At 60.9% G+C, this 13899-nt stretch carries 10 protein-coding genes and 1 pseudogene; 3 read left to right on the top strand and 8 right to left on the bottom strand.

Annotation, left to right across the window (positions count from 1 at the left end):
• Positions 1-114: 114 nt before the first annotated feature.
• A complete protein-coding gene (locus P6U29_RS25825; protein WP_407112906.1) occupies positions 115-573 on the bottom strand; it encodes a hypothetical protein in 459 nt (152 codons plus the stop codon).
• Between the two features lie 253 nt (positions 574-826).
• On the bottom strand, positions 827-2233 hold the full coding sequence (locus P6U29_RS25820) for a hypothetical protein (RefSeq protein WP_407112905.1): 1407 nt from the start codon (positions 2231-2233) through the stop codon (positions 827-829).
• 949 nt (positions 2234-3182) lie between these two features.
• On the opposite strand from P6U29_RS25820, the pseudogene P6U29_RS25815 reads away from it, so the two are divergent.
• Positions 3183-3584, top strand: a pseudogene (locus P6U29_RS25815) (transposase); the annotation flags it as partial.
• Positions 3585-3903: 319 nt separating this feature from the next.
• On the opposite strand, the gene P6U29_RS25810 reads toward P6U29_RS25815, so the two are convergent.
• The 6 genes from P6U29_RS25810 to P6U29_RS25785 all read right to left on the bottom strand — a co-directional run bounded on the left by P6U29_RS25810 (position 3904) and on the right by P6U29_RS25785 (position 11147).
• Positions 3904-5256, bottom strand: coding sequence for a transposase (locus tag P6U29_RS25810; protein WP_407112904.1), 1353 nt, complete (start codon positions 5254-5256; stop codon positions 3904-3906).
• Positions 5257-5590: 334 nt separating this feature from the next.
• Complete coding sequence (locus P6U29_RS25805; RefSeq protein WP_407112903.1) at positions 5591-7495, bottom strand: TonB-dependent receptor domain-containing protein; 1905 nt, start codon at positions 7493-7495, stop codon at positions 5591-5593.
• A 565-nt stretch (positions 7496-8060) separates the two neighbouring features.
• Positions 8061-8684, bottom strand: coding sequence for a HupE/UreJ family protein (locus P6U29_RS25800; RefSeq protein ID WP_407112902.1), 624 nt, complete (start codon positions 8682-8684; stop codon positions 8061-8063).
• Positions 8681-9283: a HupE/UreJ family protein gene (locus P6U29_RS25795; protein ID WP_407112901.1), complete on the bottom strand. Its 603-nt coding sequence runs from the start codon at positions 9281-9283 to the stop codon at positions 8681-8683. Before P6U29_RS25795 ends, P6U29_RS25800 begins: the two co-directional genes overlap by 4 nt.
• 17 nt (positions 9284-9300) lie before the next feature.
• Positions 9301-10278 (bottom strand): HupE/UreJ family protein, encoded by a 978-nt coding sequence (locus P6U29_RS25790; protein WP_407112900.1) that lies wholly within the window; start codon positions 10276-10278, stop codon positions 9301-9303.
• A complete protein-coding gene (locus tag P6U29_RS25785) occupies positions 10278-11147 on the bottom strand; it encodes a peptidyl-prolyl cis-trans isomerase (protein WP_407112899.1) in 870 nt (289 codons plus the stop codon). Before P6U29_RS25785 ends, P6U29_RS25790 begins: the two co-directional genes overlap by 1 nt.
• 329 nt (positions 11148-11476) lie before the next feature.
• On the opposite strand from P6U29_RS25785, the gene P6U29_RS25780 reads away from it, so the two are divergent.
• Positions 11477-13462: a hypothetical protein gene (locus P6U29_RS25780; RefSeq protein WP_407112898.1), complete on the top strand. Its 1986-nt coding sequence runs from the start codon at positions 11477-11479 to the stop codon at positions 13460-13462.
• A 208-nt stretch (positions 13463-13670) separates the two neighbouring features.
• Positions 13671-13868: a hypothetical protein gene (locus P6U29_RS25775; protein WP_407112897.1), complete on the top strand. Its 198-nt coding sequence runs from the start codon at positions 13671-13673 to the stop codon at positions 13866-13868.
• Positions 13869-13899 lie beyond the last annotated feature (31 nt).

Here is a 13899-nt window from a genome sequence, read left to right as displayed (position 1 = left end):
GGCGCACTTGCCCGACGGCCAATGCAATCTGGCAACGGCATCACGGGGACATTGACGTGAAATCCAGGACCGGCGGCAGTGGCCGCCGGTCCCGCCAGTCGGACGAGCCGCTGGTCAGAGCGTATCGAGATGGAAGGTCACTCCTCCACCCCACGCGAAGTTGCCGTCTCCGCCATCGCCGCCGATGCCAGCCACGACTTCCTGGTGCTGGTCCACAATGAGCTTGTTGATCTGGGTGGCATCCGTATTGGCGTATACCTTGGAGGTATCGTGGCCGCTGTAGGATTTCTGGCTTCCATTCGACTCGGCGTCTCCGCCATGGGCCTTGGAAAACCATGAGGCCTTGGTGTTTGCGCCCCCGGCGTCCCAATCCGCCGTCTGTTTGACGTGATCGCCGGTGTTCACATGCACATCGGCACCGTCGGCTTTGTTGGTTGGATCGAAGTTGAGAGTCGGCTTGCTGATGATGGCTCCCTTGAAATTACCGTCGCCGCCATTTCCGGCACTTTGACCACCGGTGTTGATCGATTTGAAGTCGATCGTATCCGTGATGTTGATTGCCTTTGGCATCATTTGAGGCCTCCGTCATTCTGTTGGCTGTCGTGCAACATCCATCCCGATCAGGCGGACGCGCGCGGCAAGTCTGATCCGCCCGTGCGCGAGTGCGATAGATGTCAAATCGGATACAATCCGGCTTTGTCGGCCTACGTACGAAAGTACGCCATCCGTCAGGCGAGGGTGCCTCTACGCGGGGCTTTGCAGGCGAGGAGTGGCAACTGCACGTGCCGCGATGCGATCGATCATGCAAGCAGTACGAAGCGTCGCGCTATGCCAGCAGGTGAAGATCTGACAAGAGATGCGCGGCATCGTCAGCAAGCGCAAGATTGCCGTAGCCGCCGTCCCCGCCAACTCCGGCGATCTGAACCGCACTCTGGTCGATGTGCACGTTGTTGACCTGATCGGCCACGGCCGTCGAATGTGGACCTGCGATGGCTATGTTAATGGGCGCATAGATCGCGACGCTGACATCGATCAGACTGCCGGCAAAATAGCCGTTGCCGCCATTGCCTGCGCTGTTCGAGCCGGTCGCGATCGTGTCGGAGCCGCCCCACAGATTATGGGAGAGAAGGTTTGCGTGGCCGCCCGCTGCGGCGTTGTCGTTGCCGCCGTGTCCGCCAACGCCGGCGATCTGAACCGCGGATTGATCCACGGAAACATCATTTGTCTGGACCGCGTAAGCGCTGGAGCCATAGCCAGCGATCGCGATGTTGATCGGATTGTACAGCACGAACGAGGTATGGACGAGCTCCCCGTAAAACGCGCCGTCCCCGCCATTGCCGGCCTGGCTCCCGCCGGCTTGAACGTCCCAGGCGCTCACTTCGTTGCTTGATCCCCAGCTAGGGTCGAGCGTGAGGATGCTACCGCCGGCGGCCACATTGCCATTTCCGCCATTTCCGCCGACGCCCGCGATCTGCGTGACCGATTGATCGATGTCGACCGTGTTCGATTGACTTGCATGAGCAGAGCCGCCCGAGCTCGCCAACGCAATGTTTATCGGATGATAGATCACCACAGGAGCGTCCACCAACGCACCGGAGAAATAGCCGCTGCCGCCGTTACCGGCACTGTTGTCGCCGCTGGCGATCACATTCGTCCAAGAGGAAGTACTGACGCTCCCCCCCGATGCAATATTTTCACTGCCGCCATGTCCGCCGACGCCGGCGATCTGAAAGGCGGATTGATCGACGTTCAAATTGTTGGACTGGTTGGCCAGAGCGACCGAGCCGTATCCTGAACTCACCGAGATGTTGATCGGCTCATAGATCAGCAAAGACGCGTGAACGATGCCGCCGTAGAAGTAGCCGTGTCCGCTGTTCCCAGCCGTGTTCGTTCCACTCTCGACTGTGGCGGCGCCCATCCCGAAATGGTATGCGCCGGAAGCCGACTCGGTGGCCCAAGGATTCTGGCCCGCCGCAGTGTGGTGGCCGAACTGACCCACCGATGTGGTGAGATGCTCGAATTGAATTGGGCCAGAGTCATGGGGCAGGGCATGAGCGCTCGCGGGATGCGCTCCATGGCCCGCAAACGGGTTTGGACCATGGACTTTGACGCCACTGTCAATCAGGTGCGGGGCACGCGGTGCCGGACCGGAGTCGTCGTCACCATCGTAGCCATGGTGGCGATGGGAGGCGTGATGCAGCCGGATTCCGTCCGACACTCGTGAAAAATCCATTGTAGCCTCCCTCATCACGATCGCTCCGCGCAATCGGAGGGGTTCTGCACTCGGGACAGAATGTCATCCTGGGAAGATCGAAAGCCCAGTCGTCAGTTCGGATATAGCGCTTCGGCTGGTAGCCGTAACATCGGCTACATCCGTTCGAACGAGGCTACAGCCTTTGTAACTTTTGGGGCGGCCGATGCTAAAAGTGCGACCTGGGGGAGGGCCGCTCTTGGCGCCAAAGCGGACGTCCGGTCAGACCCGCGCGCCGGAGTGTCGACGTGCAAGTAGAATTGCGTAGGCGGCGGTCCAGGCGCTGATGCTGGTGGTTGAGCGCGGCGGCTTGAGAGCGCATTGCGGCGCGGTTGGCGCAAAAGCTCTGCTTCGATCGGTTTGCCTATCTGCACTTGACCGGAGACACTCCCGTGCTGATCTCGTCCCACCTGAAATCCTGGGCCAGCCAGCAGAAGAAGAAAGGGCGAGCGAGGAGTTCACTTATACTCAGTTGGCGAGATGAGTATAAGCGGGCTGGGGATGTCGCCCTATCGCCGCCATTGTGTGGAGCTTTCGAGCCCGCAGATTTTGTCGAGCAGCCCATTTTGAAGTTTCGTCCAATGTGAGCTGGCTGCTCACCTTCTGTTGATGTGTTGGACCATTGCTGCTGAAGCTGGCCCAAGCTTGTTCCCGTTGCTGCAATCGTGACCGATATTTCTCTCTTTCGCCGACTGCCGTGTACAAATCGATTGCGCGGAAATGCGTCTTGAGAATGATGCCGTGAACCGTTAGGAGGTGCGACTAGCACGCTCAAGCTTCAGGTCATCTCGCTATCTCTTTTCCGTGGCTCCCATGATGGATCGGAGCGTGAGTTCAAGTCCTTCAATAGCTTAGAGGCCGCGTGTGCACGACGTGTGCACCGGGAGATCAAGAAAAATCGCAAGAGAGGCAACGCCAACGGCACTTGGGCGTGGTCTCCGCCTTCATTGCCACCGCCTTTGCTCAGGACGACGCCGAAGCGGCACGCGCAATGGCGGCGCATTGCCGACCAACTGCGTCCCAAACTGCCGAAGCTCGCGGCCTTCCTTGACGAGGCCGAGACCGACGTGCTGGCCTACATGAGCTTCCCCGCCGCGCACCGCGCCAAGCTGCACTCGACCAATCCACTCGAACGGGTCAATGGTGAGATCAAACGGCGGACCGAAGTGGTCGGCATCTTCCCAAATGAGGACGCCATCACCCGCCTGATCGGCGCCATCCTGCTCGAACAGAACGACGAGTGGGCGGTTCAACGGGGTCGCTACACGACACTGGAAACGATCGCCCTGTTGGGCGAGATCCCGCCGTCAGCTTTCCGGCAATTGCCAGCTGACCGATCCGGCCATGCCGGCGAGCGCGGTCACCCGCACTCAGCTACACCACGCCGCGGGGCACGATCTGCCGGGTGTGAACCAATCATCGATCAGCCGGTTATCCCGGCATGTATCGCCTTTGGTATTTGGTCGCCTTCCTTGCCGTCACCGCGACCGTTTTTGGTGCCTTGGTAGGGTTCGATAAGTTTCTCGGCAGCTAGAAGGCCGCCCGTTCTTCAGCCTGATAATTCAGCTTCTGGCCGATTCCGTTGAAAAAGGCCGGTAGTATTTCGTTGTAATAGCTCCGTCGCGACGTGGCCGGAACTGCTCTTGCTGACCCTATGCGAGCGTCGGGGTGGGCATCGGGATCAGCTTGGCCATCTTTCGAAGGTTTTGGGCGGTGGCTGCGAGGATGAACTCGTCGCGCGCGCCGTTTGGACCTCGTAAACGCAAACGGTCGAGCTTGAGAATGCGCTTGAGGTGCGCGAACAACATCTCGATTTTCTTGCGAAACCGGCGCGAGGTGCCTCCCTCCCACGATCTCGCGATCTGGCGCGCCATGTCGCGAGCGCCCTCGTAGATCGAGCGGGGCACTCTCCGTGAAGCCTGCTTGGGGCAGCATCGGGGCTTCAATGCGCATCGATCACAATCGCGCTTGCTGGCGAGGTAAAGCATGGTGGCACCATCATTCACCAACGTTCCGGTCGTGGTAAGAATTTTGCCACCAGGGCAACGATAGATGTCCCCAGCATGGTCATAGGTGAAGTCGTCGCGCGAGAAGATCCCGTCTGTGCGGGCCGACTTGTCGAAGACTGTAACGTGCGGTTCGATCCCGTGCTCATAGACCAGCCAGGCGAGCATCTCGGCCGAGCCATAGCCGCTGTCACCGAGCAGCCGGCTCGGATAGAGATCAAACCGCTCCAGCGAGCGCTCAATCATGCGCTTGGCGGCCAATACCTCCGCCTGCCGGATTGCCGTCGTTGCCTCAACATCGATGATGATCGCGTTCTCGATGTCGACCAGATAGTTCGTCGAATAGGCAAAAAACGCTTGGCCGCCGTGCGCCCCCGTCCAGCGCGCCGCCGGATCGGAAGGCGATACGAACTTCGGGGTAACCTCGGTCGCGGCTCCGAAAGCGGCATCATCAAGGACAGCCAGATATTCATCGATTGCTCGGCTGGCAGCCTCCGGCGGAAGTCCCTTATCGCCTTCGATCCCCTTCTGCCGATTGGCATCGGCCTTGATTAGGCTCGCATCGACTGCAAATCCCTCACCGCCGACCAGTCGTTCCTCGATGCAGCGACGCAAGACGCTCTCGAACACGCGACGGAAGAGGTCGCTCTGCCGGAAGCGGCCGTGCCTGTTCTTGGAGAATGTCGAGTGATCCGGCACCGCCCCGTCTAGACCGAGCCGGCAGAACCACCTGTAGGCCAAATTGAGGTGGACCTCATCGCACAGGCGCCGCTCCGATCGGATGCCGAAGCAGTAACCGATCAGGAGCATCCGGATCGTCAGCTCGGGATCGATCGAAGGCCGACCGATGCTGCTGTAGAAAGGCGCCAGGTCCCGCCGGACCTGTTCAAGATCGACAAACCTGTCGATCGACCGCAGCAAGTGATCAGTCGGGATATGTCTTTCCAGCGAGAACTCATAGAACAACGCGGTCTGTTCGACTTGCCGATGCCCCATCATGATCTTCAGTCCTGCCAATTAGACAGACTGAATCACTGATATCTCTGCGTCGCAACAGCCGCCTTTTTCAACAGAATCGGCCCAAAGCAGGCTGCAATGGAGGGGTAGAGCATGTCTGCTCTGCCCAATCAGTTCAGACGCTGCTCTGCTATTGCGAGCGCGTTGTCAAATTCAATTCCGAGGTACCGGACGGTGCTCTCGATTGTACGGTGCTCTCGATTGTGGTGTGCCCCCCGAAGCCGCTGCATGGCTCGCAAAGGTCATTCTCTCGCCCCATCGGCCGCACTTAGGCCCAATTCGATCCGCGGAAAAGGCAATTGACCGAAGCGGACCTTCAGAACCGAGCTGCTATTGTCAACCGCACGGCGCGCGGCTCGGCGGGGTGAATATGGCGATCGGCGAACCCCCCGATCGGTTCGCTCGGTAGGCGCGACAGGTAATAGTATTCGATTTGATTGGTCTGCGTGTTGAAGAGATTGAGCACGTCGAGCTGCAGCTTCACGCCGTTTTCAAATCGATACCCCGCGCGGGCATTGAAAATCAGCGACGACAGCGATCGCACGCTGTCATCTTCGATCAGCGGACGCGGGCCGAAATAGCGCGCTTTGAGTGCCCCGAACCAACCGGTCTCGCTGCCAAAAGTAACTGCGCCACTCGCCACCCAAGCCGGTGCACCGGGAATGCGATCGCCTGCGGGATCGAAATCGGTGAAACGCGCGCGGGTATAGGCAACGTCGAGATCGAACGCCAGCCACGGCACCGGCTTGTATTTGTTCGTCCATTCCACGCCGACGCGACGGCTCGGCCGGCTCGGCTCGGTCGTACCGGCATCGCCGACGAACAGCAGTTCCGAATCGAAATCGAGCGCGAAGACCGCAACCGAGCTGGTGAGGCCTTCGATCGCCCTGGTGCGGATGCCGAGTTCGGCGCCGCGCGAGCGCACCAGGAGCGGCACGCGCTCGAGCGGCGTCACCCTGTCGTTTGGATCGACTGTGATGGTCGCGCCTCTGATATCATTGCTGTGCAGGCCATAGCCGGCATTGCCAAAGAATTCGGTCTTGAACCAGGGCCCGAGCACGATGCCGGCCTTCGGGCTTGCCATCGTCGCCTGTGCATTTCCGGAATTTTGTGACGTGTCGCTCAGCACGTGTCCGGCAAAGATGTCCTCGCGGAGGCCGATGGTCGTGTGCAGCCAGTCGTTCCAGTGCGTGGTGCTGTCCGTCCAGATGCCGACGTTGCCTTCCTGCACGCGATCGTCGCGAACGGTCGAGAGCAAATTGCGCTGTTCGGTCTTGAATAGGCCGACATGGATGTCGTCGTAGCGGCTCTGCACGCCAACACGGGTTTGCGTCACCAAGCCGCCAAACCGCCAGTCGAAGGCGTGCCGCGCATCGAAGCCGCCGAAGGTACGGCGATCGAGCTGGTTGAACTGGTCGCCATTGACGGGATTGTCGAGGAAGTAAGTGAAATTGTTGAAGAGCTGCAGATCCGAGCGCACGACATAGGCGCTTATCCTGCTCTGCCCATACGCGCTCGACTGCGCCCAATTGCCGGATAGGCTGAAGCGGCTGGAGCTGCCGCCGTCGGTCGGATCGAGTGTGCCGAAACGGCTGATGATGCCCTGGTCGACGGCGCGCTGCGCGACCTGGTCAGTCGAATTCCAGCCGTTGGAATAGGCCATTCCCGTGAACGTGAATCCGTCGGTGGCGGTGCCCTGGCTATAGCGCAGCACGCCGTTGATCTTGCGTACGTCGTCCGGCAACTCCCAAGGGCCATCGTATTTGGTGGCCTCGATCGCCGTGAGTAGCGTGCCCTCGCCGACGACGATCGAGCCTGCCGCCAATCCACGGCGATAGCCAAAACTGCCAAATGTCATCTCCGCGATATTCTTCGGCAGCTTGTTGAGGTAGTCGATTGCCACCGCGCCGGCGGAGCCGAAATCGCCCACATCGGCGAAGTACGGACCCTTGCGGACATTGACCGACTGGATCAGCTCGGGAATGAGGAAGTTGATGTCGGCATAGCCCTGCCCATGGCCGTGCGTCGGCATGTTGACCGGCATACCATCGACGCTGATGGCGAGATCGGTGCCGTGGTCGAGATTGAAGCCGCGCAGGAAATACTGATTGGCTTTGCCCTCGCCGGAATGCTGGGTGACGATCAGGCCGGGCACGACTTCCAAGGCCTCGCCGACCCGCGCGAACGGCACCGCGTTGACTTCCGCGCCGCTGATCTTCATGGCGCTGGCGGCCGTGGGCTGCAGGGCAGCGGTCTTGTCGGATGAATCGCCGGCAGTGACGCCGTTGGCGCCGACTGCAACTGGCAGTTCGGACCGGGCAGTGGTCGCGCGCTGCGCCCCGCGATTTTGGACCCGTTTGGGCCGGACGACCCGATTGGGCTGCACACCGGGTGCAGTGACGGTGATGGGCGGAAGCTGATTGGAATTACCTGTTGTGGCTACTTCGTGCGCCACTGCCGGGAGCGAGCACATGACGGACGAGGTGGTGGCGGCAAATATCCGCAACAACAAGGCCCCACGCACTGACACGTCCCCGCACAATACCTGGTACAGTCGCTGACCACTGCACGCACCCAAGCCGACCCACTCACGTAGCAAGCCGGTATGACGATTCAACAACAATGTCATACAAGAACTTGCCACCACGATCCAGGACGACCCGCTCGCGAGGATCGATGCGCCAGCAAAGGCGGGCGGCTGCGGATGGCTGCGCGTTACCAGTTAGCTCGCTGCCTAACGACGCGGAGCACTCTCTCAGGCTCGCGTGTCCGTACCAACGACCGACTCAGGAAGCGAACGCGAGTCCGGTCATCATTAAACCGATTGCGGCGACCCAGCCGCCGAACGCGCGAACCGCGATCGTGCGCCATGCGATTGGGCCGGCGCTAGCCGGTCGCTGGAAAGCGAGCGTGAGGGCCATTATCAATGTGGTGACCGCGTAACCCGCACTGGCCAATCCTGCCGCGAACAGCAGCCGATTGGTTTCCGGCTCGAGATTGCTTGCATTCGCCGCGCCGCGTGTCGCTGCCAATGCGAAAGCGATGACGCACAAGAGCGTTGCTGGAACCGGCGTCGCCGCCGCCAGCAGCAGTCCCGTGAGCAGAATCATTGCTGCGGGCAGGGCCGACGACTCGGACAACACGAATCCGAGGCCCGCAACAAGGTAAAGTCCGGCGAGCAGCCCCAGAGGAAACACCAGGACAAGCCACCGTCCTTTCGAAGCTCCGAGCGAGCCTCCGAGAACTCCGATCGCCAGCCAAAGGATGATGTCATGGAGATCGGTGAAAGGATGCACGGCACCGACGTAGAAATCGCCAAGTCGCGCGGCAATGACGTGCGCTTCCGATGCGGTTGTGGAGGCAAACAGCGTCGCAGCCGTGATCCCAGCACCGCCGAGCCGAATCTTCATGCAGTGGCTCCCAGAGTATGCACGAGGAAGTAGCATCCGAGCGCTGCAATGACCGCGCCGAGAGCCTGAACAACGCGCGCTCCGGCGGGCCAACGCGTCAGGATTCCAATTACAATTCCACAGAGGTGGAGCATGCCCGTGGCAACGACAAAGCCGATGCCGTAGGCCAGCGGGTTGGCCGAGCCCGGAAGCTCGACCCCGTGCGCGTGCCCGTGAAAGATCGCGAATACGGCAACCACCGCAGCCGCGACGGAAAACGGCAGCTTCAGACGCATCGCGACCACCGCACCCAGCGCGAGCGCAGACAGCGCGATCACGATCTCGGGCACCGGCAGCGGAATTTTCAGCACCCCCACGACGCCGCCCAGCGCCATCACGAGCGGAAAGGTGATGGGAAGTACCCAGATCGCCGGCGCGCCGAGTTGCGCTCCCCAGATTCCGACTGCGACCATCGCAACCAGATGGTCCATCCCCGTCAATGGATGCAGCAGCCCACTGACCAAGCCGCCCTGCACGCCGGTTTGCTCGTGCGCGAGAGCGGGTTCTGCGAGGCAGAGCGCGGCAAGCGCAGCCAGGCACGTTATGATGCGCGGTGACATGAGCTTACTCCTTGCTCTCACATGGCCGCAAGCACGCGCGCAAGACGGCCGAAGAACCAGAACATCGAAACGGTACCGATGGCGTAGGCCGGGAGAGCGTCTCCCCAGCGTGGCAAGACGGCGCCGAGTCGCCGATGCGCCCAGATCAACGCGAGCACAAGCAGCACAAAGGCAAGCTGGCCGATCTCCACGCCGACATTGAAGAAGAGCAGCGCCGCCGGCAGGAGACGGCTTTCGAGCCCAAGTCCTGCCAGAGCGCCAGCGAACCCGATGCCGTGAACCAGCCCGAACGCAAATGCGACGCCCCACGGATGGCGAGCGGTAAGGCCGATCTCTCCACGCTGTTGCTTGACGATTTCGACTGCGAGAAACGCGATGCTTAATGCGATGCAAGCGTTGAGTGAGCGTTCCGGCACGCCGATCAGGCCGAAAGCCGCCGCAGCAAGCGAAGCGCTGTGTCCGATTGTGAAGGCGGTGATCGTTTTCACCAGCCGCCATCCGCCGCCGACGATCCAGATCAGGCCCAACACGAACAACAGATGATCGGCTCCCAAAAGGATGTGATCGATTCCGTAGTTTACATAGCTCCTGGCGAGCTCGATCCAGGTCTGAAGCGTCGGTGCGCCAGTGCCGAGTACGGACACCACTGGATTCGCAGTCGAAATCGTGTAGCTGCGCGGCTCACCTTCGATCGGAATGATCTTGATCAGCACAGCCGACATGTTGGCGCCGAGGTTGGTGATGGTGATCGGGCCGACCAACCCTTTCTGGCCACAGTTCATCTCCGGCAGCTGGAGGAAGCAATGGGGCGGCACCCGCAGATCGACCCGCGCAGCGCCAATCGCCGGCTGCATGGTCCAGCGGCCGACGAACGCCCCCGGACGAACCTCGCGGAATTCGAGTACGCCGAGCGTTGCCTCATGCGCGCGGAGCGCGCAGGGTTGCACGAGCACGGCGAGCACGAGCAGCGCCAGCCGCAAATACCGGATCGCCATCACTGCTCGTACCGCACCTGATAGGAAGCCTTGAGCCGCTTGACAGCTTCCCAGGCGAGCTTGCGCGTTTCTTCCGTCTGCCAAATCCTGGCGGCCTCATCCCGCACCTTCTCGAGACTTGCAAGCGCCCCTTCACGCCGCGAGTCGAGGCGAACAACGTGCCAACCCTCCTTGGACCGCAACACCTTCCACTGCTCGTGCGGCATGCTCAGCAGCGCATCACGGAAATCCTCACCGAAGGATGCGGCCAAGCTGGCGACGGGCCGGGCGAGAATTGCGCGAGTTTGCTGCTGCAACTCCGCTGATTCGTGCTGTTGGACAATGTCGTCGAGCTGACGTTGCGCCGTGGTCTGATCAGTCGGCGGGGTGATGTAGAAGGAAACGCGTTCCGGCTCGTCGAAGCGGGTGTGATTTTCGGCAAACCATGCCTGCAGTTGCTCTTCGGTCGGTTTCGCGATCCGAATCTGATCGAAGATCAGCAACTGCATCTTGAACGCAATTCGGTCGCGGATCATCTCGTCGCCACGGTCCACGGCAAGCGCCTTGCCCTCGCGATAAAGGATTTCGCTCGCGACCCAGGCGTCAATCCGTTTCTGAAGCTGGTCGTCGGAAGGTGTGCGTTCTTTATCCTCGTCGAAGTTCTCGATGAAGGATTGGCGCAACGCCTTGGTAACGGTGATCACCTTTTCGTCCTTGGCGGCCGGATGCAGAGCGGCGTCGGCCGCGAAGATCATCCCTCCAAGCAGAGCGAAATGCAGTAGAGGTTCGCGCGATAGCCGCATGAGCGTTGAGATGATTGAGCGCGAATAACGCGTCACGCCCTGCGCAGCTTCCGCACTCTCGTGGTCTGAGCGTCCGGTCTGCAACATTTGAGAGGACTGCGCTTCAATCTGTGTCGCTGGTATTGACATAAAAGCTTTACATTCTCAGAGGGTGACTGGCGGCCCGCTAACAGTCGACAGAGCTCTCCATCTGTCATCCACAATCGTGTGTCTGGTGCAAGAGAAATTTACGGGCGGGAAGTGCCTGGGCTTCTGTGGGCGCTCTGCGCGCCAACACAAAACCTTCACGCAATTGTCTCTGAAGTCTGCTGTTGTCCGGACCGCAGAGAGTGCAATCAAATGCGGCGCGCTACGGCCGCTTGAGAGTCCTCCCTTCCTGCTGCACCGACGAAATTAAATCCGAAGAGGGGCGATAGATGTTTCCGTCTACCAAAGCGATTCTGTTGACCGCAGCATCGGCGTCATTGGCGCTAACCCAGGGCGCCGAAGCCCAGCAGTGGGGCAGCGATGGGCACAGAGGAAATCCTTATGTTGCCGGCGATATGCACAATCACAACACCTGCACGGACGGCTCGGTGTCCGCGGGCTATGCGATCGACCGCGCAGTCGCAAGAGGCGTTGCGGCCGGCGGTGGCAATAACTTCGATCTCGACTGGTTCACTCTCGGCAATCACGGCGGTTCGGGTAACCGCGACTGCCGCTTCAGCGACACGAGCGCCAATCTTCCGGGCGACACCACGAGGACCTGGAATCAGACGCTCGGCCAAACCATCGATGGCATCACGATTACCAGCTTGAAGGGCACGCCAAACGGCACCGGCAGCGATGCGAAGATGTGGCGCTGGCAGTCGATCCGGGAGGTAGAATATCCGATCATCGTCAATCGTACGCCGATGTACAACAAGGTGCTGATCGAGGGTCTCGAGTGGATCGCGCCTGGCCACGAACACGTCGACGTCGCGGTCATTGCCGGTCAGCACCCGAGGGGCCACGGCAATGCCGACAAAATGGCGGAATTCGAATATCGCTTCGACCGCGCCGATACCGACGCGATCGGTCTCGTGGACGGCGAAAACCAGCTCTGGCCCGGTAAGGACAACGTCAACAATACGGGCACGGCCGGTCACCAAAAGGCGCTGGAAGGCATCAAGTGGCTGCAGGCGAATTATCCGCTGCAATCCTATGTCATTCCCACCCACACCGAGCGTCAGGGACCGTTCAGCCCGACGGGCACCAAAGGCTACAACATCGAGCACTTCCGCAATTTCAACAATGCCGGACCGACCGTCGCGTTCGGCATCGAGTCGCCCGGTCACTTTGCCGAGGGCGGGCTCAACGGCGGATCCGGATCCTACGGGAGCGGTGCGGTCGGCGGCGGCACATACGGCATGGCGGGCATTTACACCGCGAAGGTAGGCGGACTCTGGGACGGCCTGCTGGGTGAAGGTCGCAACTTCTTCGTCTATGTAAGCTCCGACTGGCATAACCGCGGCGCGGGCGGGGCGCGCGACTCGTTCACGACGGCGGATTTTATTCCCGGCGAGTACACCAAGCTGTACGTTCCGAATGCCGGACATTTCTCGGCGCAGTCGGTCATCGACGGAATGCGTTCGGGCAACTCCTACTCGGTTAACGCCGAACTGATCGGCCCCGATCTGGTGTTCCGTGCACGAGCACGCGGCGAGGACTGGAAGGGCATGGGCGAAACGCTGGTCGTGAGGCCGGGCGATCGCGTGACGCTCGAGATGGCGATGACCATCCCCTCCAAGAACAACAGCCCCTACAGCTTTAACAATCCTCTGCTGGTGCCGGTGGGGATCAAGCAGCCACTCGACAAGCCGGCGCTCGATCACGTCGATCTGATCACGGGAGACATCACCGGCGTGATTGCACCGGGTGCTCCGGGGTACGCGGTTCCGAACGCGGCGGGCACGGCTGGTGCGTCGATCGTGTACAATCCGTCGGCGAAGATCGCGCAGCAGATCAATGCGACGCAGATGCATCGCGAACACGGTCGCGATGGTTCTGTCCGGCTGCGGTTCACGACGACGTTCACCGCTGGCCAGACTCCCTTCTATATCCGCGCACGCGGAACCAATATTCCGGTTGGCACCCCCAATGTCACGGACTCGGCAGGCAATCCGCTGCTCGACGCCAACAATGCACAGGTGAGCTGCACCGACCCGGCCTGTCCGGCACATTTGGAAGCGGTGAATGGCGTCAAGAAAGTGACCCACGACGTTCAGGCCTACTCGAACGTGTGGTTCTACGCCAATCCGATCTTCGTCCGTCCGGAGGGCTCGCCGAAGCTGCTGGTCGAGACCAACGCTGATCTGGCGCGCAGGCTGTCGCGTCGGGCCGATAACGGCCATGACGACGGTCACCACGACGGCCATCAGTAAGTGTACAACGAGGTCGTCCGGCGGGAAGCGATAGCTTCCCGTCGGAACCTTTGATTGCGAAATGTGCCACTCTTGCTTACGAATTGGTCTCTGCGCGCTGTGCCTTGTCATTGGCGCCAGTTGCGGCACGGCTGCGGCCGATGTTGCGCCAGGCGCGGACGAACCCACGCTGGAACATTGCAAGGCCGCGGTCGGTGAGGCGCGCACCTTGGCGGCAGGCTTACCCCAGGACAATCTCTCCCGTTACTTTGCCGAGCGTCACTTGCAGCAAGCCCTGGTTGAAGCCGGCAATGGTGAATTCGACGAGTGCCTCGAGATGGCCGCGCGTGCTGTTGAACAGGTCCGCGAACGGCGACACGACGTCCCGCCCGGCGAAAAGCTGAAAGTGCTCAAGCCCGACGAATAGGGAAGGCCTCGCAAATCCTGCTTGCTGTCAT

The organism is Bradyrhizobium sp. LMG 9283, assembly GCF_045571415.1.
Classification (GTDB): domain Bacteria; phylum Pseudomonadota; class Alphaproteobacteria; order Rhizobiales; family Xanthobacteraceae; genus Bradyrhizobium.
Note: the sequence above shows the minus strand (reverse complement) of the source record. Positions and strands in the feature narration are given on the sequence as shown.